The organism is Bradyrhizobium iriomotense (genome assembly GCF_030160715.1).
In the GTDB taxonomy this organism is placed as follows: Bacteria; Pseudomonadota; Alphaproteobacteria; order Rhizobiales; family Xanthobacteraceae; genus Bradyrhizobium; species Bradyrhizobium iriomotense.
Genome location: NZ_BSOW01000012.1, coordinates 233,208 through 256,536 on the forward strand (window position 1 = coordinate 233,208; position 23,329 = coordinate 256,536).

A 23,329-nucleotide genomic window follows, 5' to 3' on the forward strand; every position below is an offset into this window, starting at 1 on the left:
AGCCGCGGCGGGACACCTCCCCCCAACGGGAGGCTTACTATCTGGAAGGGTAGATCATGACTGTAGCGAAGCCCGCTTCGCGGCCCCTCGTGCCGCATTTCTCCTCCGGCCCCTGTGCCAAGCGCCCCGGCTGGACCGCCCAAAATCTCAAAGACGCAGCTCTCGGCCGTTCGCATCGTGCGAAGATCGGCAAGACCAAGCTCAAGCTCGCGATCGACCTGACGCGCGAAGTGCTTGAAGTGCCGGCCGATTATCGCATCGGCATCGTTCCGGCCTCCGATACGGGCGCGGTCGAGATGGCGCTGTGGTCGCTGCTGGGCGCACGCCCCGTCACCACGCTCGCCTGGGAATCCTTCGGCGAAGGCTGGGTCAGCGACATCGTCAAGGAATTGAAGCTCAAGGACGTCACCAAGCTCAACGCGGCTTACGGTGAGATCCCGGATCTTTCCAAGGTCGATCAGAGCAGCGACGTCGTCTTCACCTGGAACGGCACCACCTCCGGTGTGCGCGTGCCGAACGCCGACTGGATCAGCGCGACCCGCGAAGGCCTGACCATTTGCGACGCCACCTCGGCCGCGTTCGCGCAGCCGCTCGATTGGCCCAAGCTCGACGTCGTCACCTTCTCCTGGCAGAAAGCGCTCGGCGGCGAGGCCGCGCACGGCATGCTGATCCTCTCGCCCCGCGCGGTGGAACGTCTCGAGACCTACAAGCCGGCCTGGCCGCTGCCGAAGATTTTCCGCATGACCAAGGGCGGCAAGATCAACGAAGGTATTTTCGTCGGCGAGACCATCAACACGCCGTCGATGCTCTGCGTCGAGGACTATCTCGACGCGCTGAACTGGGCGAAGTCGATCGGCGGCCTGAAGGCGCTGATCGCGCGCGCCGACGCCAACACCAAGGTGCTCGCCGACTGGAAGGCGAAGACGCCGTGGATCGACTTCCTGGCGAAGGATGCGGCGATCCGCTCCAACACCTCGGTGTGCCTGAAGTTCACCGATCCCGCGATCACCTCGCTCTCGTCCGACGCGCAGGCCGAGTTCTGCAAGAAGCTCGTCGCGCTGGTCGAGAAGGAAGGTGCGGGCTTCGACTTCGCCTACTACCGCGATGCGCCGGTAGGCCTGCGCATTTGGTGCGGTGCCACCGTCGAGGCAAAGGACGTCGAGCTTCTGACCCAGTGGATCGACTGGGCCTTTGCCGAGACCAAGGCCGCGCTGCCGAAGGCGGCGTAAGTACCTCTACTCATGATCGTCATGGCCGGGCATAAGCGCGAAGCGCGTCTTCGCAAAATGACCCGGCCATCCATCAAAAGGAGATGGACCCACAGGTCAGGCCCGCGGGTGACGAACTGAATACATCCTCATCAGTGGATCACTCCCATGACCAAACCGAAAGTTCTCATTTCCGACGCGCTCTCGCCCGCCGCCGTGCAGATCTTCAAGGACCGCGGCGTCGAGGTCGACTTCCAGCCCAACCTCGGCAAGGACAAGGACAAGCTGGCCGAGATCATCGGCAATTATGACGGCCTGGCGATCCGTTCGGCGACGAAGGCGACCGCCAAGATCATCGAGAAGGCGACCAACCTGAAGGTGATCGGCCGCGCCGGCATCGGCGTCGACAACGTCGAGATCCCGGCGGCCACCGCCAAGGGCATCATCGTGATGAACACGCCGTTCGGCAATTCCATCACGACCGCCGAGCACGCCGTCACCCTGATGCTGGCGCTGGCGCGCGAAATTCCGCAGGCCGACGCCTCCACCCAGTCCGGCAAGTGGGAGAAGAACCGCTTCATGGGCGTCGAGATCACCGGCAAGGTGCTCGGCGTGATCGGCTGCGGCAACATCGGCTCGATCGTCTGCGACCGCGCGCTTGGCCTGCGCATGAAGGTCGTCGCCTTCGATCCCTTCCTGTCGCCGGAGCGCGCCAAGGACATCGGCGTCGAGAAGGTCGATCTCGATGAGTTGCTCAAGCGCGCCGACTTCATCACCCTGCACACCCCGCTCACCGAGAAGACCAAGAACATCATCGACGCGGCCGCGATCGCCAAGATGAAGAAGGGCGTGCGCCTGATCAACTGCGCCCGCGGTGGTCTGGTCGACGAGCAGGCGGTGGTGGATGCGTTGAACGCCAAGCACATTGCCGGCGCGGCCTTCGACGTCTTCGTCGAGGAGCCCGCGACCTCGAACGTGCTGTTCGGGCATCCCAACGTGATCTGCACGCCGCATCTCGGCGCCTCCACCACCGAGGCGCAGGAGAACGTCGCGCTCCAGGTCGCCGAGCAGATGTCGGACTATCTGCTCTCCGGCGCGATCTCCAACGCCATCAACTTCCCCTCGATCACCGCCGAAGAGGCGCCGAAGCTGAAGCCCTTTATCGCGCTCGCCGAGAAGCTCGGCTCCTTCGCCGGCCAGCTCACCGAGACCGGCATCTCGAAGGTCACGATCACCTATGAGGGCCATGTCGCCGAGATGAAGATCAAAGCGCTGACCTCCGCCGTGCTGTCCGGCCTGCTGCGGCCGATGCTGGGCGAGGTCAACGTGGTGTCCGCGCCTGTCGTCGCCAAGGAGCGCGGCATGGTGGTCGACGAGGTAACCCGCGCCGCGCAGAGCGACTATGAAAGCCTGATCACCGTGACGGTCGCGACGGAGCGCCAGGAGCGCTCGGTCTCCGGCACCGTCTATCACGACGGCAAGCCGCGGCTGGTCGACATCAAGGGCATCCGTGTCGATGCCGAGTTCGGCAAGTCGATGATCTACGTCACCAACGAGGACAAGCCGGGCTTCATCGGCAAGTTCGCAAGCCTGTTGGGCGATGCCAAGATCAACATCGCGACCTTCCATCTCGGCCGCGTCTCGCAGGGCGGCGACGCCATCGCGCTCGTCGAGGTCGACGGCGTGGTGCCGGCCGACGTGCTCGCCAAGGTGCAGGCGCTGCCGCAGGTCAAGCAGGCCAAGGTTCTGACGTTCTGACGATCGCAGCGTAGATATTCCGACCCGCGGAACAAGCGCCGCCTCCGTCTCCGGAGGCGGCGTTTTTCTTTGCTCCGCGCCGCCCTTTATCTTCCCTGCGACGGCCAAGTTTGTGTACCAATGGCGCAATAACGAGCATTCCAAATCGTCCGAACAGGGAGAAAGCAATGCGTGAAGCCGTCATCGTTTCCTATGCGCGCACGGGGCTGGCGAAGTCCACCCGCGGCGGATTCAATATCACCCCGCCGATGTCTCTCGCGGCCCACGCCATCCATCACGCGGTCGATCGCGCCGGCGTCGAGAAGGACTATGTCGAGGACTGCTATCTCGGCAATTGCGCGCACGGCGCGCCGAATATCGGCCGTCAGTCCGCGCTGCTCGCGGGCTTGCCGAAGACGACCGCCGGCGTGTCGGTGAACCGGTTCTGCTCCTCGGGGCTCCAGACCATCGCGATGGCGGCCAACTCGATCCGCTCCGACGGCGCCGACTGCATCGTCGCCGGCGGCGTCGAGAGCATCTCGATTCCCGGCGGCGGCTCGCCGAAGGAATCGATCGATCCGGAATTGCTGAAGGTCGCGCCCGACATCTTCATGGCGATGATCGACACCGCCGATATCGTCGCCGAGCGCTACAAGCTCAGTCGCGAATATCAGGACGAGTTCTCGCTGGAATCGCAGCGCCGCATGGCGGCCGCCCAGCAGGCGAACAAGTTCAAGGACGAGATCGTCCCGATGAAGACCAGGATGAAGGTGGTCGACAAGCAGACCAAGGCCGAGTCGATCGTCGACTATGTCGTCGATCGCGACGAGTGCAACCGGCCGGAGACCACGATGGAAGGTCTCGCCAAGCTCGAGCCGGTCAAGGGCCCCGGCAAGTTCGTCACCGCCGGCAACGCCAGCCAGCTCTCGGATGGTGCTGCGGCCGTCGTGCTGATGGAAGCCAAGGACGCGGAGAAGCGTGGCCTTCAGCCGCTCGGTCGCTTCGTCGCCTGGGCGACCGCCGGCTGCGAGCCGGACGAGATGGGCATCGGGCCGGTCTTCGCGATCCCGAAGCTGTTGAAGCGCACCGGCCTGAAGATCGACGACATCGATCTCTGGGAGCTCAACGAGGCCTTCGCCAGCCAGTGCCTGTATTGCCGCGACAAGCTCGGCATCGACCCCGCCAAGTACAACGTCAACGGCGGCTCGATCGCGATCGGCCATCCCTTCGGCATGACTGGCGCGCGTCTCACCGGCCATCTCCTTCAAGAAGGCGAGCGTCGCAAGGCGAAGTGGGGCGTGGTGACGATGTGTATCGGTGGCGGCCAAGGCGGCGCCGGCCTGTTCGAGATCTATAGCTGAGCCAAGAAGACGGCGCGCGAACGACTAAGGCATGGCGCTCCCAAGCGCCCTGCCTTTTTCATGCGGCTTGAGGAGCAGAACGCGCGTTGGTCGCCTGTGCACCATTCCCCGCAACAGCCCGCGGCATCTCCGGCCGCACGCCCTTGCGCCAGTCGGTGATGCTGCAGCCGAAGCGGTGACGGAACCAGCGCGCCATGGCGCTTTGGGCGGAGAAGCCGAGCTGTTCGGCGATTGCTGAAAGTTGCCGACCGGGTTCCTCGATCAACTGGATCACGAGGTCGGCGCGTTGCGCGTCGACGATCGCCGAGAAGCTGGTGCCGCACTCGGCAAGGTGGCGATGGATGGTGCGGCGGGTGCAGGCCAGATGCTCGGCCACACGCTCGACCGTGCATTGGCCGCCTGGGAGCAGCGAGCGAACGACTTCGTCGACCTTCTCGTCCCAGCTCGCAGGCCGTGTGTCGAGAGCCTCGATACGCTTGCGCAAGTAGCTCGCGACCAGGGGATGCGCGCTCGGGATTCGGCGCTCCATGTCGTGGGCTGATAGTACGATCGCGTCGGTCTCGGCGTTGAAGGTCACCGGGCAGCCGAAGAACTCGCGATAGCGCTTGCGATCGCGGGGCGGAGGATAATGAAGGTGGACCTCCAGCGGCCGCCAGTCGCTGCCGAACAACGATTGGATGATGCGGTGGACGCTGCCGAGCGCCATGTCGATGGACTGGCGCGGCGCACGCGGACGCCGTCCCCGCAGATGCATCGTGATCGTCACGATCTTCTTGTCGCGCGTGACGTCGAGCCGCATGCCGTCGTGATGAATATGGATGAAACGCGACAGTGCCTCGATCGCATCGCCGATGGTGGCCTGCTCGCGAACGATGAGTCCGACCGGGCCGAGATTGGTCAGGCCGCCGAGCTCGGCGAGGCGCAAGCCGAAATCTTCGGCACCGGAAGCTTCTGCCGACATTTCGAGCAGGCGGCGGAGACCGGCGACGGCGATGCGAACGTCGGGCTTCTCAAGGCAGGCCAGCGGAAGCCTGACCTTGCGCATCATCTGCTTCGGATCGAGCCCGACCGATCGGGCGACCTCCGGATAGTAGGCAAGGCCTGCGCTGCGAATGAGATCGGTCATGCGAACCGTTCCTGCCAGCCATTCCCGCAGATGTCCCGAAATGTAAAATTTCTGTCCCGATCCGTCAAATCCGGGAACTGGGCTGAACATACATATCGAAAACCGAAGCACCGGCGCGGATGCCGGTTCATGACGGCGCGGCAGGGGCGATGACGCCCGTGCGCCGTCTCGGCCCATTTGACCAAGACATTGTTGAGCAGGATCATGCCGGGAAACACGATTTCCAAGCGTGAGGTATTCGTCATTGATACTGACGCGTCCTCCCGTGAACAACTTTCTGTGGCGCTCGAGCAGGAGGCCTATGAGGTCGTCTGCTTCGCCGATGGTGCGTCTCTCTTGTCGGAGGCGAAGGTGCGCATGCCGGCCTGTGTCCTGCTCGAGATGCAGGCGCGAGATCAATCCGGCCTCGACGTGCTGAAGCGGCTGCGCGAGGAAAATTGCATGGCGCCGATCCTGATGACGTCGGCCAATGGCAGCATCGCCATGGCGGTCGATGCGATCAAGAGCGGTGCGTCCGACTTCATCGAGAAGCCGTTCCGCACCCAAGAGATTGCCGGCCGGATCGACGCCGCCATCGACGAATTCGTTCAGCCGGATTCGAGCCGGCAGCGCTGGCTCGCCGGTTGCGAGCCACTCACAGGGCGCGAGAGCGAGGTGCTGGAGCACCTCGCGGCCGGCTACACCAACAAGGAGATCGCCCGGGTGATGCGCCTCAGCGCGCGGACGGTTGAGGGTTACCGCGCCAGCATCCTGAAAAAGGCCGGAGCGAAGAACGTCACGGATATGCTTCGCCGCATCTACGGCCAAGGGTGAATCAAGCCTGAACCAGGGCTGAAGCAAGCCAAGCGCCGGCGCGCGGCCAGATGACGCGTTCCGCGGCCACGGGCGCGCCGCGGTGCCGCCGCACGGAAACCCCAATCGAACCGGTTCCTTACCTGCTGCGTCTCACCACGATGGCGAGGCGTTTTTCGCCGCATCCGGCTGGCGATGCGGCGACATTGGCAGGAGGGAAATTCATGCGAACCATCGCGAAGAGTCTGGCGACGACGAGCCTGGTCCTTGTTACGGCGGCGATCGCGCTGCCGTCATGGGCGGCCGATCTGGATGCGCCGTCGACCATCGACGCCGTCACGGTCTATCCGGATGGCGCAAGCGTCACCCGCGTCATCACGCTGGATCTGCCACCGGGCGACTCGACGCTGGTCGCGAAGGATTTTCCGCTCGGCCTCGACACGTCATCCTTGCGGGTCGAGGGCGAGGCGGGTGCAAAGCTCACCATCGGCACCATCGACGCGCGGCCCCCGCGCGCAGCTCCTCCGGTCAATCTGCCGGAGCTCGACAAGCGCATCGAGGCCTTGAAGGATCAGCGCGCGGATTTGCAGGGCGCGGCCGATGCGGCCAGTGCCCGGCGCAAGTTTGCCGAACGCTTTGCCGAGGCCTCTCCCGCCGGCATCGGCGAGAAGGGCGAAGCCCGGCCGATGACCGAGTGGCGCGCGGCCTTCTCTGCGGTTGCCGAGGAGATCGCCACCGCCGACACCGCGATCCGCGATGCCATGCGAAAGCAGCGCGAGGTCGATCGCCAGATCGCCCAGCTCGAAGCCGATCGCGCGGCCAAGCCGCCGAGCAAGCTGGAGGTGCGGGTCGAAATCGCCTCCGCGGCCGCGACCAAAGCGACGCTGCGGGTGACCTACAATGTGCGCAATGCGCGCTGGGCGCCACTCTACGACGCCCGCCTCGACACCGGTGCCAGGGACCACAAGCCGCAGCTCGAACTGGTGCGCCGCGCGGAAATCACGCAGTCGACCGGCGAGGACTGGTCGAATGTCAGCCTCGGCGTCTCCACCGTTCGCGTCAGTCGCGGTGGCAGTGCGCCGGAGTTGAATTCGCTGGTCGTCCGCTATCCGCAACTGCCGAAGCCGTTCGCGCTGGGTACGGCGTCGGACTTCGCGATGCCCTCGGCGGCACCGCCCATGACGAGGCAGGCGGTGCCGGAGACTTTGGCGAAGAAGGACGCGGAGTCGTCCCCCGAGCCGCGCGCGCGTGTGGATGAGCAGCAGGCCAATGCCGAGATCGGCGATTTCCAGGCGGTCTATCAGATCGCCGGCCGCGTCAGCCTCGGTGCCAATGAAGGCGCCAAGAGCTTGCTCATCTCCACCATGACGGTCACCCCGGACCTCGCCATCCGCGCCGCACCGGTGGTGGATCCGACCGCCTATCTCGAGGCCTCGTTCAAGCTCTCCGACGACACCAACCTTTTGCCCGGCAAGGTCGCAATCTTTCGCGATGGCGTGTTCGTCGGTCGCAGCAAGTTCTCGACCGCCGCGCGGACCGACGCGATCCGCCTCGGCTTCGGCGCCGACGACAAGGTCAAGATCGAGCGATCGGTGGTCCGGCAGAACGAGGGCACGACGGGCGTGATCTCTTCGTCAAAGACCGATGTGCGTTCGTTCCGGACCGTCGTGCGCAACGGTCATGATTTCCCGATCCGGATCTCGATCGAGGACCAGCTCCCGGTCAGCGAGAACGAGGACATCGCGGTCGAGATGCTTCCCGCGACCACGCCGCCCACGTCGACCAATCTGCGCGACAAGCGCGGCGTGATGGAATGGGCGTTCGACGCCAAGGCCGGCGAGGTGAAGGAGATCAAGTTCGGCTGGCGCGTGCGCTGGCCCAAGGACAAGGGCATCGTCATGACGCCGGCGGGTTGAGCCGCTGCCGCCGTTCACCTCGCCCCCGCATTCCCCTCCTTGTCATGCCCCGCGCAGGCGGGGCATCCAGTACGCCGTGGCTTCGCCGTATCCCGTTGGAGTCACGGCGTACTGGATCGCCCGGTCGAGCCGGGCGATGACCGTATGGAGAGAGCGGTTTCCTACTTCGCCTTCAGGAAATCGCCGACATCGAGCAGCACGAACTCGTCATCATCGGCCTTGTTCGGCTCGCGGCTCGAGGAGAACGGCAGGTTGTTGTCGTTGCCGACGATGATGTGCGTCTCGTCGACGCGATCGACGTTCTCGATGGTGAAGAACGGAAAGGTCAGGACGCCGTCATTGAGCGGCTTCTTCGCCTTATGATCGGGATCGCGGATCTTCATCAAGTCGATGTAGCCGATCTTGCGGACCGGTTTGCCGACATTGGCATCCGAGAGCTCGATCTTGTAGACACGTTTGAATTTTGCGACGTCGGGAAAGCAGTTGTCGCCACGCTGCCCTTGCGGGCACGCCTTGTCGGGGGTGCCCTCGCCATTGTCGCGTTCGATGACGAGGCCGTTGGTCGGATCGATCATGTTGAAGTCGCCGATGGCGTTGCCGTTCTGCTCGAACACATATTGCCAATAGCGGCCGGTGAACTTTTCCGCGGCGACGTCGAATTCGAGGATGCGGGAGGCTTCCTTGCCGTCGACTTTCTCCCAGTCCTTCTTGTCGGCGTCCCACAACGGGCCTTCCAGCAGGCCGTAAAGGAATTTACCGTCCTTGGAGGAAGCAAAGCCCTCAAAGCCCTTCGAGCGGCGCAGATTGACGTTGGTGTAGCTCGCGCCCGGCGCACCTGGTGACTGCACCGCCCAGTGATCCGGCGAGCGCACCGGCTTGCCGTCGGCGATCGTCTCGAACACGCCGAGGATCTTGCCGGTCTTGTCGGCCTTGAGGATGTAGGGGCCGAACTCGTCGCCGATCCAGAAGGTGTCGCCGATGATCTGGAAACCCTCGGTGTCGAAGTCTGAGCCGGTGAGATAGCGCTTCTCGGTGTCCTCAAGCACGATACGGAACGGCACCTTTTTGTCGGGATCGTGCAGGAACACGGTCTCCTGCCGCTCGATCTTGCCGCTGGTCCAGTCGATCTTGTAGTGGTTGAGGTACAGCATCGAGTCCGGCGAATTGTAGCGCGAGCCCATGCCGTTGTCGGTAATGACCCAGAAGGTGCCGTCGCCCATCGACTTGATGCCGGAATGGCCCTGGAGCGGCTGCCCCTTGAACGGCAGCGATACGCCGGTCGATCGCTCGGCGGACTTGCCCATCACGGTGCCGAGTGCATCGACGCGCTTGCCCGTGGTGTATTTGCCTGACGTCTTGAGGTCGGCGGGCGCGTCAGCCGGCGCGTCGATGAAGGACTCGGCCGGCATCGCAGCGTGCGCGGTCAGCGTTGCCGGGAATTCGCCTTCGCCTTGGGCAAGCGCGGCGCCCGCGGTGAGAATGATCGTTGCGACGGAGGTGAGGAAGGTCGCGCGCATGTGCGTCTCCTGTTGAAGGACGCACGCCTTATGCTGTCAGCATATTGCAGTTTTGTGAAACCGGGCCAAACGCCGCAGGCAGCTTGCTATGTCCCGTCTCATACGCCTTCATAGACCAATCTGGTGAAAAAGCCGGGATCGATGACGAACTGCCCCCATTTCGCGTCGAACGCGGCCGTCGGCTTGGCGGCAACCGTCTCGTCCCGCGTCTTTCCCTGCTTCTTGAGGTTGCCGACATTGTCCCGGATCGCGACCAGCATGTCGCGGAATTCCTGGAGCTCGGCCCTGTTGCTGACGGGCTTGCCGTGACCGGGGATGATGATGGTGTCGCTCTTGGCCGCGGCGAGGTTGGCGTCGGACGCCGAAATCATGCCGTCGATGCTGCCGCCGGTCGAATAGTCGATAAAGGGATAGATGCCGTTCCAATAGGTGTCGCCCACATGAAGGATGTTGGCCTCGGCGAACATGACCGAGATATCGCCATCTGTATGCGCGGGCCCGAAGTACTTCAGCGAGATCGATGCGCCGTTGAGCTTCAGGCTATGGTCCTTAGCGAAGATTTCCGCCGGGATAGCGCCTGCTGGAGAGGGCAGGAAATTGTAGTCCCAGTCTTCGACCCGCTGGATTCCCGAGAGATGCTTGCCGGTGTTCTCGTGGGCAATAATCTTGGCGCCTGCTGCGTGCAGCCATTCGTTGCCGTCGGCATGGTCGAAGTGCCAGTGCGTGTTGATCAGATGCGCGATCGGTTCGCTGCCGAGTTCGGCGAGCGCCTTGCCAAGCTGGGGGCGCGAGACGCTGATTCCGCCATCTACCAGAAGCTTGCCGTCCGATCCGGTGAGGACGGCGATGTTGCCGCCGGACCCTTCGAGCACGCTGATATTGTTGCGCAGCCTGTAGGTCATGATCGGAGACGTTGCCGCGCTGTCCTTGATCAGGCTGACGAGGCCGCGGGCTTCCGCGAATGCCTGTCTGGGGGTGAGCCATCCCGCCGTGGCGGCGAACGCCGCGCCGCCGACGCAACACATGCAAAAACCTCGGCGCGACAACGAGTGGAGCTTTGGCGATCCGATGCAATGCTCGCTTTCTCTGAGCGATTATCGATGGCCCCGGCGGCCGACCTGGCTGGCAGCATAGCAAGATTGGAAGACGGACGTAAGCGGCCAAGCGGGCCCGCCGCACGAGCGGCGGCGATTGCGTGCGGGCGCCGCGAGCCCTATTCCTTGACGGCGCCGGTCAGCGACGACACGTAGTAATCCACGAACAGCGAATAGAAGATCGCGACCGGCAGCGAGCCGAGCAGCGAACCCGCCATCAGCGCTCCCCATTGATAGACGTCGCCGGTGACGAGCTCGGTCAGGATCGCCACGGGAACGGTCTTGTTGGCGCCGCTCTGGATGAAGGCGAGCGCGTAGATGAACTCGTTCCAGGACAGCGTGAAGGAGAAGATGCCGGCCGAGATCAGGCCGGGCACCGCGAGCGGCAGCGTGATCCGCCGCAGGATCTGAAGCCGCGTCGCGCCGTCAACCAGCGCGCATTCCTCGAGCTCATAGGGAATCGACTTGAAATAGCCGATCAGCAGCCAGGTGCAGAACGGCACCAGGAAAGTCGGATAGACCAGGATCAGCGCCAACGGTGAGTCGAATAGGCCGAACTGCACCACCACGGTCGCGAGCGGAATGAACAGGATCGATGGCGGCACCAGATAGGCGAGATAGATCCCGAGGCCGACATAGGGGCTGCCGCGGAAGCGCAGGCGCTCGATCGCATAGGCCGCCAGCGTGCTCGCAAACAGGGACAGCGTGGTCGAGCCGATCGCGACGAACATCGTCGTCTTCAGCCAGCGCGGATAGGCCGTGTCGAACAAGAGGTGCTTGATATGCGCCAGCGTCGGCGAGGTGATCCAGAACGGATTGTGCGCCTTGTAGTTCAACAGCTCGGCGTTCGGCTTGAACGCGGTGACCGCCATCCAGTAGAACGGAAACAGCAGGATCAGCACGAAGCAGCTGAGTGGCAGGTAGATCATCATCACCCGCCGCGCGCGGGAATCCCAGGCCATGGTGTCGGGTGCTGCATTCGCAACAGCGGACGGTTGAGCGACGGCGTCAGTCATTGGCTTCTCCCTGCTGCCATTTGCGCCGCGCGAGGCCAAAATAGGAAAACAGCGTCGCGAACACCAGGAACGGGATCATCGAGACCGCGATCGCGGCACCTTCGCCAAGCTCGCCGCCGGCGATGCCGCGCTGGAAGGCCAATGTCGCCAGCAGATGGGTCGAGTTCACGGGGCCACCGCGGGTGATGGCGTAGACGAGCTGGAAGTCGGTGAAGGTGAAGATGATCGAGAAGGTCATGACGATGGCCAGGATCGGCATCATCATCGGGAAGGTGATGTAGCGGAAGCGCTGCGAGGCGCTGGCGCCGTCGAGCATCGCGGCTTCATAGAGCGAGGGCGAGATGGTCTGGAGGCCCGCAAGCAGCGAGATCGCGACAAAGGGAATGCCGCGCCAGATGTTGGCGGCGATCAGCGAGAAGCGCGCCGGCCAGGGCGTACCGAGGAAGTCGATATTGCTGGTGCGCCAGTGCAGCACGTCGACCAGCAGATAAGAGATGATCGAGAATTGCGGATCGTAGATCCACCAGAACGCCAGCGCGGAGAGCACCGTCGGCACGATCCAGGGCAGCAGCACGATCGCGCGCAGCAGGCTCTTGAACGGGAAGTGGTTGTTGAGCAGCAGCGCCAGCCAGAAGCCCAGCGCGAATTTTCCGAACGTCGCGACAGCCGTGTAGAACACGCTGTAGAACACCGCATTCCACCACAGGGGATCGCTCAGCAGGTACTGGAAATTCTCAAGGCCGACGAAGACGCCGCGCCGGCCGATCGTGGTGTCGGTGAAGGCGAGCCAGATGCCGAGGCCAAGTGGATAGGTGAGGAACACCGTGAGCAGCCCTATCGCCGGTGCGAGGCACATTACGATCAGGAACGGCTTGTAGTCGAACAGGCGCACGAGCCATGATTGCTGCCGCTGCGTGAGGGCTGACGAGGGAAGTGTGGTTACGGACATCGGCAACTGTCCTGGTCTGACGCTGTCACCACGCCGTCATTGCGAGGAGCGAAGCGACGAAGCAATCCAGACTGTTTCCGCGGTTGGATTCCCGGATTGCTTCGCTAGGCTCGCAATGACGGTGCCTTTCGCTATCTCCTGAAATACCGCTTCGCCCGACGCTCGGCTTCCGCGGCAGCCTGCTCCGGCGTTGCGGCATCAGTCGCAACCGAGGCACACATCTGCACCAGCACGTAGTCGGCACGGATGGCACCGGTCGCCGTCGAGATCGGGCCTTTGTAGCCATCCCAGTACTCGTTCTTCATGGTGTCCTTGAAGATCGCCACCTTCGGGTCGCCCGACCACACTGCCGCATCAGCATAGGCTGCGAGCGGCTGCGCCCAGTAGCCGCTGTTGGCGTTGAGCCATGGCTCGTATTGTTCCTTCTCGAGCATGAACTGGAGGAACGCCTTGGCGGCGTTCGGATACGGACTGTGGTTGAATACCATGGCATTCAGCGTCAGGCCGCCCATCGGATAGGTCGCGGCGAGCCCCTTTGGCGAGAACTGATGTTCGCTGTCTTCAGCAATCGCGGCTGTCGCCGGATCCTTCTTCAGCGCGAAGTAAAGCGATATGCCATTGGACGTGAGCGCGATCTCCTCGGAGGAATAGGCGCGGTTGTTGGACACGTCATTCCACGATGGCGTGCCGGCGATGAAGGTCGGGTAGAGCTCCTTCAGATATTTCAGTGCCGCCACCGTCTCCTTGCTGTTGATGATGAGGTTTCCGTCGGCATCGAGCAGTGCCGCATTGTGCGACCACAGCAGCCATTGCGCGAAGCCGTTGCCGTCGCCAACCGCGTTGCCAAGTGCAAAGCCTGCGGGCTTGCCGACCTTCTGCAGCTTGCGGCAAACATCGAGCACGCCAGCGTGGTCGTCGGGAACCCTGTCATAGCCGATCTGTTTCAGCACTGACTTGCGGTAGACCAGCGGTCCGCCGCTGGCGCCGAAGGGAAGCCCGATCCAGTTGTTGCTCTTGGCCCGCTTGCCGTATTTGTCCGCCAGGAACAGCCAGCCGCCGTAGCGCTTGCCGAGATATTCGGCGACGTCGGACAGCTCGATCAGCTTGTCGACATAGATGTGCGGCGCATCCTGGAAGCCGATGATGATGTCGGGGCCGGCGCCGGAATTCGCCGTCACCGCGGTCTGCTGGTTGATGTCCTCCCAGCCGACGAAATCCACTTTCACCTCGACCCCGGTCGTGTCGGTGAAACGCTTTGCGTTGGCGCGGAACACGTCCTCGTCCGGCTGGACGAAGCGCACCGGTCGCAGCATGCGCAAGCTTGCGCCCTTCTCGATCGGCAGCGACGGTGCCGCGACGTCGGCAACCCTGATGTTGGATGGCGCTTGCGCTGCTGCACCGGTGGCCGCAAACGCCGCAACGGACAACCCAAGCCCGATTGCATCACGACGGGTGATGTCGTTCCTCATCAGTTCCTCCCTGTTTTTTTGTACGCCTTCCCGGCGTTGATCGCCGGTGAAGGGTCTTCGAACTGGTTTATTCTTTCACGCGAACCGGTCTCCATTTCATCCGAAGGCGCATCGCACGCTCAGCTGTTCGGACCGCGATCCATGCTGACGGGCTGCCAGCGCCGCAGCGCCGTGTTCTGCAGCACCGACGGGTTGACGCAGCTTACCGGCCACATCCCCTGAAGCACCAGTGACAATTCGTAGCCCACGCGCCGCTTGCGCGCTTCGTCGAACCGTGCCGAGGCCGAGGCGACGTGGGCGGTGAGGGTGACGTTCTCCATGCCGAGCAGGGGATTGTTGTGCGACGGCGGTTCCTTCTCCAGCACGTCGAGCGCGGCATGCGCGATCCAGCCTTCTTGCAAGGCCTTGATCAGGCTCTCCTCGTCCACGGTGGCGCCGCGCCCGGTGTTGATGAAGATCGAGCCCTTCTTCATCTGGCGGAAATGCTTCTCGGTCAGCATGTGGTGGACCTCCGGCCGCGCCGGTGCGTGCATCGAGACGAAGTCGGATTGCGAGAGCACCTCGTTCAGCGTCGCCGGCATTACGCCGTGATCGTACATCAGCGTTTCCTGGATGAAGGGGTCATAGGCCATCATCCGCAGGCCGAAGGGTGCGGCGCGCTTGGCGACCGCGCGCGCGACGCGGCCGAACGAAATGAAGCCGAGCGTCTGTCCCATCAGCCGCGGAATTTTCAGAAGTGCCGGCCGGCCTTCGGCCCAGCGCCCGCTGCGCACCATCCGGTCCTGCTCGACCAGGCGGCGGAAGCCTGCGAGCAGCAGCATCATGGCGTGGTCGGCGACCTCCTCGATGAAGGTGTCGGGGATGTTGGTCACGGGAATGCCGCGGGCGGTTGCCGCCTTGACATCGACGCTGTCGACGCCGACGGAGCCGAGCGTGATCGCCTTGCAGTTTTCCAATGCGTCGATGACAGCTTTGGTGATCGGCATGCCCTTGGCGTAGATCGCGTCAGCCGTCCGGGCTGCGGCGATGAACTCGGCCTCGTTGGCCGGCGCCTCGACGATCTCCGCGTCGATCGGGTCGAGCGCCTCCCGCTCGAAGGAATAGTCGCTTCCCGCCACCGTGAAGCTCGCGCCCTTCGGCGTTACCACCCTGTATTTCGGCATTTCCTGCTCCGATTTGGTTTGTCGGTTCTTGTTGGGGCCCGCTCCTTGCGGTTGGCCTTTGCTTCTTTTACGCGAAATCGACCTTGAGGCGTACAATCGTCGGTTGTCGCGGACTGCGGTGTTTGCGGGTTTTTGTCTCCTCTTCGGGTTCTACGGCGCCATCGTAACGCGTTGCTAATCAGTCCCACACTAAAAATTGACTCAAATTCGATCGACCCACCCGCGTGTCCGTACCCCCCTTATTGCCGGAGCCACCTTGTGAAGTTGAGCAATCTGAAAATCGCCCCCAAGCTTGGCATCCTTGTCGGCGTCACCTTGTTCGGTCTCTGCATCTCCGGGGTTCTCGCCGGCTATCTGATGAAGCGCGAGATGGTGAGTGCGCGCATCGATCAGACCAAGGCGATCGTCGACATGGCCCGCAACTTCGCGGCCACCCTGGCGAAGCGGGTGAATGCCGGCGAGTTGACCAAAGAGGCCGCGCTGGCCGAATTCCGCCGCTACGGCAACGCGATGACGTACGACAAGGGCTCCGGCTATTTGTTCGCCACCACCTCTGACGGCATCACGCAGCTCGCGCCCGATCCGAAGCAGATCGGCACCAACCGCATGGACGTGGAAACCAACGGCCGCAAGCTGTCCAGGGAGCTGATGGACGGCGTCAAGGCCAATGGCGAGATCCTGCTGTTCTATGAATATGTGAAGCCGGGCCAGGAGAAGCCGATCCGCAAGCTCGGCTACGCGGTCGCTGTCCCCGGCTTCGACATGTATCTCGGCACGGGTGCCTATCTCGAGGATATCGACGAGAAGATGGCGCCGGTCTACTGGCTGCTCGGCCTGTCCCTGCTCGGCATCGTCGTCGTCGCCGGCAGCGTGGCCTGGCTGCTCGGCCGCAGCATCAGCCTGCCGCTCAACCTTCTCGGCACGCGCATGAAGGAGCTCGCCGACGGCAAGCTCGAGGGCGACATCCCCGGCGTCGGCCGTGGCGACGAGGTCGGCGGGATGGCCTCGACGGTGCAGATCTTCAAGGACAATGCGGTCCGCATCCGCGATCTCGAGAAGACCGAAGCGGTTGCCAAGGAACGCGCCGCTGCGGAACGTCGCAGCGCAATGGAAGGCATCGCCAGCGATTTCGAGCGCAGCGTCAACGGCATCGTGCGTTCGGTGTCTGCGGCCGCCGCCGGCATGCAGACCACGGCGCAATCGATGACCGCCACCGCGAGCGATGCCAGCGCGCGTGCGGCCACCGTCGGCGCCGCCTCGCAAAAGGCATCCGGCAATGTCGGCACGGTTGCGGCCGCCGCCGAAGAGCTGTCGAGCTCGGTCTCCGAGATCTCGCGTCAGGTGACGCGCTCCACCGAGGTCGCGAGCAAGGCGGTCAGCGACGCCGAGCGCACCAACACCACCGTGCAGGTGCTGTCCTCCGGCGCCGAGAAGATCGGCGAGGTCGTCAAGCTGATCCATTCGATCGCGGCTCAGACCAACCTGCTCGCGCTCAACGCGACCATCGAAGCGGCGCGCGCCGGCGAATCCGGCCGCGGCTTCGCGGTCGTCGCCTCCGAGGTCAAGGCGCTCGCCAACCAGACCGCGAAGGCCACCGAGGAAATCTCGGCTCAGGTCGCGGCGATGCAGACCTCGACCAGCGACGCCGTCGCCGCGATTGCCGGCATCACCCAGACGATCGCCGAGATGAGCGAGATCACGGCCGGCATTTCCGCGTCGATCGAGCAGCAGGGCGAAGCGACGCGCGAAATCGCCCGCAACATCCAGTCGGTCGCTGCCGGCTCCAGCGAGATTAATGCCCATATCGGCAGCGTGACCTCGGCGGCCAAGGCGACGGGTACGGCAGCCTCCGACGTGCTGTCGAACGCGCGCGAGCTCGACAACCAGTCCGGCGCGCTGCGCAGCGCCGTCGACGGCTTCCTCGCGAAGGTAAGGGCGGCGTAACTAGAGAGATACTCGTGCCCCGGGCCCAGCGCAGCACGAAGTGATGCGCTGCTGAACCGGGGCCCATGCTGGGTCCCGGCTCTGCGCCGCACCGCTTCGCGCTGCGCCGCGTCCGGGACACGAGCCTTCGCCGTGTCGCCCTATTGCTTCTCGATGCCGGCCTCCCTGATCAGCTTCTCCCACAGCACGAGCTGATCGCCCACGAAGGCGCCGAGCTCTTCCGGCGTGCCGGAGAAGGCGTCCATGCCGAGCGTTGCGAGCTGCGCCTTGATCTCCGGCTTCTCGATGATCTTTCGGATCTCGGCGTTCAGCCGCGCCACGATCTCCTTCGGCATGCCGGCGGGGCCGAAATAGCCCTGCCAAGAGGTGATGTCGAAATCGGGCACGCCGGCCTCCTGCATCGAGGGCAGTTGCGGCACCAGCGGCGAGCGGTCCTTCGTGGTCACCGCGAGCGCGCGCAGCGCGCCGCCATTGACCAGCGGAAGCCCGGTCAGGATATCCACGAACATCATCGAGACTCGGCCGCCCATCACGTCGTTGAGCGCCGGCGGCGAGCTCTTGTACGGCACGTGCAGGAGATCGAGGCCGGCATTGTGGGCAAAGGTCGCACCCGACACGATCGCCGATGACGAGCCCGAGGCGTAGCTGAGCTTGCCCGGATTGGCCTTGGCATAGGCGACGAGCTCGCCGACCGTCTTCGCCGGCAGCTCGGGATGGACCACCAGCATGAAGGGCAGGTCGCCGGTCCGCGCGATCGGCGTGAAGTCCTTGACGGGATCGTAGGTGAGACTCTTCAGGAGGTAGGGATTGGCCGAATGCGTGGTGTTGGTGGTGACGAGCAGCGTGTAGCCGTCGGGCGTGGCGCGCGCGACATAGGTCGCGGCCAGCATGCCGTTGGCGCCGGCCTTGTTCTCGATGACGATGCCGACGCCGAGGGCCTGCGACAGATGCTGCGAGATCAGCCGCGTCGTGGTGTCGGTGCCACTGCCGGCCGCAAACGGCAGCACCAGCGTGATGTTGCGGTTGGGATAGGTCTGGGCCAGTGCCGGTGATGCGGCGGCGAGGCACAGCATGAGCGCGCCGGCAGCGCGCAAGGCACGGAGGAGCGAAGGCATTTTCGGACGTTCCCTCTTTTATCGTTGTTGAGGAAGCCTAGCTGCTCGCAGACCAAAGAGGAAGGCGCGGCTTGTAGCTGGTCTCGTCCCTCGGGCGCAGCGCAGCGCGCGAGTGATGCGCTGCTGAACCGGGGCACGAGGCCGTTGCATCGTCCGCAGCGCGGAATTATTTCGCCGAGCCCTGCCGCGATGCGATCACGACGCCGGCGAGCACCAGCGCGTAGCCGACGAGGTGGAAGAGCTGCAGCCGTTCGCCGAGCAAGAGGATCGCCATCGCCGAGCCGAACACGGGCACCAGATGAAAGAACGGTGCGGCGCGGTTCGGTCCGATCAGCGCCACGCCGCGATTGAAGAAGAGATAGGCGAGGGTCGATGGGAAGATCAGGATGTAGGCGAATGTCGCGAGCGTCGTCGCATCGGGCTTCAGGACGTTGCCCGCGGAAAATTCCCACACCGCGGCCGGCAGCAGCATCATCGCCCCGCAGCAGGTGGTGAAGGACAGGAAGGAGAGCTGATGGATTTTCGGCCGGCGCGGGATGAAGGCGGAATAGAGCCCGAATGCGATCAGCGAGGAAGCGAACATGATGTCGCCCCGGTTGAAGCTGATGCCGGCAAGCGCCGCGAGATCGCCTCGCAGGATGATGATGAGGACGCCGAGCAGCGAGATCGCGATGCCGGCGAGCTGTGCAGCCGTCAGGCGGACGCCGAACAGCACCAGCGACCACAGCGCCACGAACAGAGGTCCAGCCGACTGAATGAGCAGCGCGTTCAGTGCTTCCGTATATTGCAGGGCCCAGAACGAGATCGCATTGTTGAAGGCGAAGCCGACCAGCGACAGGAACAGCATCAGCGGCAGATGCGCGCGAAGCGCCTTCCAGTCGCGCCTCAGATGCGGTCCTGCAAACGGCAGCAGGATGAGGAAGACGCCGAACCAGCGGATCGTTGTCAGCGTGAGCGGCGGCACATGCGCGCCGACATGGCGCGCGAGCACGATGTTGCCGGCCCAGAACAGCGAGCTCAGGCTCAGCAGCAGATAGGGCTGGTTGTTGAGCCAGTCGGCCGGATTCGAGGCCGGTGGCGCGGGCGAAGCGATCGTCATTGGTTTTCGTGAGCAAGCTTGCGCCGGATAGCGGCTGCACCACAAGTCCTGCTGCCGCAATGCTACAATGCAACTGAGATCAGGGAGGTGGCTTTGGCGGTTAATATGTTGAACATCGAAGGCCTCGCGCGGCTCGATCGGCAGGCGCCCGTCGTGATGCTGAACCTGATGCGCTTCCACGAGCGCTCGCTGGATGGCGACGGTTCCGGCTGGGACGCTTACCTGCGCTACAGCGCCGTGACCGTGCCGATGATCAAGGCGCGCGGTGGCACGCTGCTGTGGACCGGCGACGCCAAAGCCGTCGCGCTCGGGCCGCCAGCGGGCAACGATTGGGATTTCGTCGCGCTGGTCCATTATCCGTCGGTCGCAGCCTTCCTCGACATGATGACGTCGGAGCGCTACGAAAACGAAGCCGATCCCCATCGCCGCAACGCCTGCGCCGAGCACGTGATCATCGCGACCAGCGAAGCGTACAGCAAGTTCAGGGCAAGTTAGCTTGCCTGCTTGCGCGAGGCGACGAACACGCCCGACAGTACCAGCGCAAAACCGATGAAGTGGAAAGCCTGCGGCAGTTCACCCAAGAAGATCATCGCCATGATCGAGCCGAACACGGGCACCACGTGGAAGAACGGGGCGGCGCGGTTGGCGCCGATCAGCGCGACGCCGCGGTTGAAGCAGAGATAGGCGAGCGTCGAGGGAAACACCGCAACATAGACCAGTGTCAGAACGTTCGGCAGATCGAGCTTCATCACGGGACGGGCCGACAACTCCCAGATCTCCAGCGGAATGAGGCACGCCGCGCCGCAGCCGAAGGTGAAGGCAAGAAACGACAGGCCGTGGATCGCCGGCCGCTTCAGTGTCAGCACGGAATAGAGCGCGAAGATCACTAGCGCGACCATGAAGATTAGGTCGCCCTTGTTGAACTCGATGTTGGAGAGGGCGGTGAGGTCGCCATGCAAGAGGATCGTCAGCACGCCGCACAACGAGAGGAAAACGCCGAGGGCCTGCATCGCCGTGAGCCGGACGCCCAAAATGATCAGCGACCAGAGTACAACAACCAGCGGCGCGGCCGATTGCAGCAGCAGCGTGTTCAGTGCCTGGGTATGCTCCAGCGCCCAATATTGCAGCGTGTTGAAGGCGCCGATGCCGGTGATCGAGAGCACGATCATCAGGCCGAGCTTGCTGCGGATCGCCGGCCAGTCCTTCACCAGATGCGTCCAGGCGAACGGCAGCACCAGCAGGAAGGCGAAGAACCAGCGCAGGAAGGACAGCGTCACCGGCGGGATGTGGCCGGCGGCGAGTCGCCCGACAATGGCATTGCCGGCCCAGCACAGCGCGGTGATGCTGAGCAGGAGATAAGGCTGGTTGGCGATCCAGTTTCGGTCGGGTGCGGCAAGGCGCGTGGTCTGGTCGGCGGCGGACATTGTGATTGTTATGGCCCCGGTTCATGCGCCAAGGCTCCGGCCCGGTGGTACCCCGGGCCGGCTCATACCCGGCCAGTCCACAGACACGGAAAGCGGGCCCATATCAATGGGGCGCGACGCATCGCGTCCATGCGCGCCTTCAATGTAGCGGGAACCCCAGCTTCAAGTCTTCCGCCCGTGCGGATCGCAAGCGGCTTCAACAGTTTCGGCCAAGCGCGATCTCGGCGCGACGTCAGCCTGCCCGTCTTGTCCGTGCACAGGACGTCATGGCACCGAGATCGTGGATCGTGGCGAGACGTTTGATGATCAGTTTGCGACGGTCCATGCGCAGCGCAACGCGCGACAGCATCAGGATCAGCCCGCCGATGTTGTCCCCCGTCAGTATCGCGATGATGCCGACAACCCGAAGGTAAAGGGCGGAGGTAACAGCATCCCTTCGGCAAGCGACGAACAGGGTGGTTGATGGGTCTCAGTTCCGTGGTTCCAGACCTTGCCGGCGCCGCCCCGAAGCTTTCCGGATTTTAAGGGGATATCAAAGGCTTGGATCGCGCCTTAGGCCGCGAAAAAGCCCCGTTCTTGCTTGCCTAGAGGGGCTGCTTCCGTTATCCGGTTGACTGCCTCGCATGCGAGCGGCCCCCGGCCGTGGATTGGGCTGGGCGCCGGCATGATCCCGGAAAAGCGGGTACCGGTTTTCCGCTAGGATCATGGCACTTAAAGACATCTGCATAGGGAATACCCGCGAATGGCCAATGTTGTCGTCGTCGGCGCCCAGTGGGGCGACGAGGGAAAGGGCAAGATCGTCGACTGGTTGTCGGAGCAGGCCGACATCGTCGTCCGCTTCCAGGGCGGGCATAATGCCGGCCATACGCTGGTCATCAATGGCGAGACCTACAAGCTGGCGCTGTTGCCATCGGGCGTGCTGCGTGACCAGAAGCTGTCGGTGATCGGCAATGGCGTGGTGTTCGACCCGCAGGCTTTCCTCGACGAGGTCACCAAGCTCAGGGCCCAGGGCGTCGCTGTCAGCCCGGACAATCTGCGCGTCGCCGAGAACGTCACCCTGATCCTGCCGCTGCATCGTGAGCTCGACGCGCTTCGCGAATCCTCCAACGCGGCGACCGCGATCGGCACCACCCGCCGCGGCATCGGCCCTGCCTATGAGGACAAGGTTGGCCGCCGCGCCATCCGCCTGATGGATCTCGCGGACCTCGACACGCTGCCGCACAAGATCGACCGGCTCCTTGCTCACCACAATGCATTACGCCGCGGCCTCAATCTGCCGGAGTTCGACGGCAAGACCATCCTGGCCGAGCTCAGCGCGCTGGCACCGCAGCTTCTGCCCTATGCCGAGACGGTGTGGCGGCTGCTCGACATCAAGCGCCGCGAAGGCAAGCGCATGCTGTTCGAGGGTGCGCAGGGCGCGCTGCTCGACGTCGACCACGGCACCTATCCTTACGTCACCTCGTCCAACACCGTGGCGGCGCAGGCCGCGACCGGTGCCGGCCTCGGGCCCGGCGCGGTCGGCTATGTGCTGGGTCTGTGCAAGGCCTACACGACGCGCGTCGGCCAAGGACCGTTTCCGACCGAGCAGGACAACGCGATCGGCCGCAAGATCGGCGAGCGTGGCCGCGAGTTCGGCACCAACACCGGCCGTCCGCGCCGCTGCGGCTGGTTCGACGCCGTGCTGGTCCGCCAGGCGGTCCGGACCTGCGGCATCAACGGGCTGGCGCTGACCAAGCTCGACATCCTCGACGGTTTCGATTCGATCGAGGTCTGCACCGGCTACAAGCTCGACGGCAAGGAGATCGACCATTTCCCGGCCGGCGAGGGCGCTCAGGCCCGGGTCGAGCCGATCTACGAGACCATCGAAGGCTGGAAGGAGCCGACCGCGAACGCCCGCTCCTGGGCGGATTTGCCGGCCCAGGCCATCAAATATGTGCGCCGGATCGAGGAACTGGTGGGCTGCCCGGTCGCTCTTCTTTCCACGAGCCCCGAACGTGAAGATACTATTCTGGTACAAAACCCGTTTGAGGCTTAACGATATCTTACCGGGACAGGCGCATAGTTGAGTTGAAATGGCTGATTACTATCCGCTGATCGCCCGTGCTATTGCCGCCCTGGACCCCAACGCTCCCGGCGAAAGCCGCCGCGCGCTCTATGAACGGGCGCGCACGGCGCTGATCGCGCAGCTCCGCAGCGTGCAGCCGCCGCTCTCCGAATCCGAGATCACCCGCGAGCGGCTGTCGCTCGAAGAGGCCGTCCGCAAGGTCGAATCGGAAGCTGCCCAGCGCGCCCGCGACGCATCGCGTCCCGGCGGCCCCCGCGGTGGCAGCGGCACTGGCACTGGCAGCGGCGACGCCTTCCGGCGGGCCAGCGCGCGTGCCGCCGAGGGCACTCCGCCC

At 64.1% G+C, this 23,329-nt stretch carries 19 protein-coding genes and 1 pseudogene; 10 read left to right on the forward strand and 10 right to left on the reverse strand.

What is annotated here, in order from left to right; genetic code table 11:
• Positions 1-56: 56 nt before the first annotated feature.
• From QQL28_RS19070 to QQL28_RS19080, 3 genes are all read left to right on the forward strand, one after another.
• Entirely contained in the window at positions 57-1,229 is a 1,173-nt protein-coding gene (locus QQL28_RS19070) for a phosphoserine transaminase (protein ID WP_284267671.1), read from the forward strand.
• Between the two features lie 147 nt (positions 1,230-1,376).
• Complete coding sequence (serA, locus tag QQL28_RS19075; protein ID WP_284267672.1) at positions 1,377-2,966, forward strand: phosphoglycerate dehydrogenase; 1,590 nt, start codon at positions 1,377-1,379, stop codon at positions 2,964-2,966.
• 167 nt (positions 2,967-3,133) lie between these two features.
• Positions 3,134-4,306, forward strand: a complete 1,173-nt coding sequence (locus QQL28_RS19080; protein WP_284267673.1) for a thiolase family protein — start codon at positions 3,134-3,136, stop codon at positions 4,304-4,306.
• A gap of 58 nt (positions 4,307-4,364) precedes the next feature.
• Here the strand turns inward: QQL28_RS19080 and QQL28_RS19085 are convergent, their stop codons facing one another.
• Positions 4,365-5,432 carry an AraC family transcriptional regulator gene (locus QQL28_RS19085; RefSeq protein ID WP_284267674.1) on the reverse strand — a complete coding sequence of 356 codons (1,068 nt, stop codon included), beginning with the start codon at positions 5,430-5,432 and terminating at the stop codon, positions 4,365-4,367.
• 204 nt (positions 5,433-5,636) lie between these two features.
• Between QQL28_RS19085 and QQL28_RS19090 the strand changes: the two genes are divergently transcribed.
• Entirely contained in the window at positions 5,637-6,245 is a 609-nt protein-coding gene (locus QQL28_RS19090) for a response regulator transcription factor (RefSeq protein WP_284267675.1), read from the forward strand.
• Between the two features lie 203 nt (positions 6,246-6,448).
• Positions 6,449-8,140, forward strand: coding sequence for a mucoidy inhibitor MuiA family protein (locus QQL28_RS19095; RefSeq protein WP_284267676.1), 1,692 nt, complete (start codon positions 6,449-6,451; stop codon positions 8,138-8,140).
• 161 nt (positions 8,141-8,301) lie between these two features.
• On the opposite strand, the gene QQL28_RS19100 is transcribed toward QQL28_RS19095, so the two are convergent.
• The 6 genes from QQL28_RS19100 to QQL28_RS19125 form a co-directional block, all read right to left on the reverse strand.
• The gene (locus QQL28_RS19100) at positions 8,302-9,657 is read right to left on the reverse strand and encodes an esterase-like activity of phytase family protein (RefSeq protein ID WP_284267677.1); all 1,356 of its coding nucleotides are present in this window, start codon (positions 9,655-9,657) and stop codon (positions 8,302-8,304) included.
• Between the two features lie 98 nt (positions 9,658-9,755).
• Entirely contained in the window at positions 9,756-10,682 is a 927-nt protein-coding gene (locus QQL28_RS19105; protein ID WP_284267678.1) for an MBL fold metallo-hydrolase, read from the reverse strand.
• A gap of 188 nt (positions 10,683-10,870) precedes the next feature.
• Positions 10,871-11,767: a carbohydrate ABC transporter permease gene (locus QQL28_RS19110; RefSeq protein ID WP_284267679.1), complete on the reverse strand. Its 897-nt coding sequence runs from the start codon at positions 11,765-11,767 to the stop codon at positions 10,871-10,873.
• A complete protein-coding gene (locus tag QQL28_RS19115) occupies positions 11,760-12,716 on the reverse strand; it encodes a carbohydrate ABC transporter permease (RefSeq protein WP_284267680.1) in 957 nt (318 codons plus the stop codon). The genes QQL28_RS19110 and QQL28_RS19115 overlap by 8 nt, the downstream gene beginning before the upstream one ends.
• Before the next feature lie 131 nt (positions 12,717-12,847).
• Entirely contained in the window at positions 12,848-14,185 is a 1,338-nt protein-coding gene (locus tag QQL28_RS19120) for an ABC transporter substrate-binding protein (RefSeq protein ID WP_284267681.1), read from the reverse strand.
• Positions 14,186-14,304: 119 nt separating this feature from the next.
• Positions 14,305-15,348, reverse strand: coding sequence for a C-terminal binding protein (locus QQL28_RS19125; RefSeq protein WP_284267682.1), 1,044 nt, complete (start codon positions 15,346-15,348; stop codon positions 14,305-14,307).
• Between the two features lie 258 nt (positions 15,349-15,606).
• On the opposite strand from QQL28_RS19125, the gene QQL28_RS19130 reads away from it, so the two are divergent.
• On the forward strand, positions 15,607-17,292 hold the full coding sequence (locus QQL28_RS19130; RefSeq protein ID WP_284267683.1) for a methyl-accepting chemotaxis protein: 1,686 nt from the start codon (positions 15,607-15,609) through the stop codon (positions 17,290-17,292).
• 140 nt (positions 17,293-17,432) lie between these two features.
• Here QQL28_RS19130 and QQL28_RS19135 read toward each other — a convergent pair whose 3' ends face one another.
• The gene (locus QQL28_RS19135; RefSeq protein ID WP_284267684.1) at positions 17,433-18,407 is read right to left on the reverse strand and encodes a Bug family tripartite tricarboxylate transporter substrate binding protein; all 975 of its coding nucleotides are present in this window, start codon (positions 18,405-18,407) and stop codon (positions 17,433-17,435) included.
• Between the two features lie 166 nt (positions 18,408-18,573).
• Positions 18,574-19,506, reverse strand: coding sequence for a DMT family transporter (locus QQL28_RS19140; protein ID WP_284267685.1), 933 nt, complete (start codon positions 19,504-19,506; stop codon positions 18,574-18,576).
• 105 nt (positions 19,507-19,611) lie between these two features.
• Between QQL28_RS19140 and QQL28_RS19145 the strand changes: the two genes are divergently transcribed.
• A complete protein-coding gene (locus QQL28_RS19145) occupies positions 19,612-20,001 on the forward strand; it encodes a DUF1330 domain-containing protein (protein WP_284267687.1) in 390 nt (129 codons plus the stop codon).
• Here the strand turns inward: QQL28_RS19145 and QQL28_RS19150 are convergent.
• On the reverse strand, positions 19,998-20,930 hold the full coding sequence (locus QQL28_RS19150; protein ID WP_284267689.1) for a DMT family transporter: 933 nt from the start codon (positions 20,928-20,930) through the stop codon (positions 19,998-20,000). The genes QQL28_RS19145 and QQL28_RS19150 overlap by 4 nt on opposite strands.
• Before the next feature lie 280 nt (positions 20,931-21,210).
• On the opposite strand from QQL28_RS19150, the gene QQL28_RS19155 reads away from it, so the two are divergent.
• From QQL28_RS19155 to QQL28_RS19165, 3 genes and pseudogenes are all read left to right on the forward strand, one after another.
• Positions 21,211-21,393 (forward strand): hypothetical protein, encoded by a 183-nt coding sequence (locus QQL28_RS19155; RefSeq protein WP_284267691.1) that lies wholly within the window; start codon positions 21,211-21,213, stop codon positions 21,391-21,393.
• A 279-nt stretch (positions 21,394-21,672) separates the two neighbouring features.
• A complete protein-coding gene (locus QQL28_RS19160) occupies positions 21,673-22,965 on the forward strand; it encodes an adenylosuccinate synthase (RefSeq protein WP_284267693.1) in 1,293 nt (430 codons plus the stop codon).
• A gap of 37 nt (positions 22,966-23,002) precedes the next feature.
• Positions 23,003-23,329, forward strand: a pseudogene (locus tag QQL28_RS19165) (hypothetical protein); the annotation flags it as partial.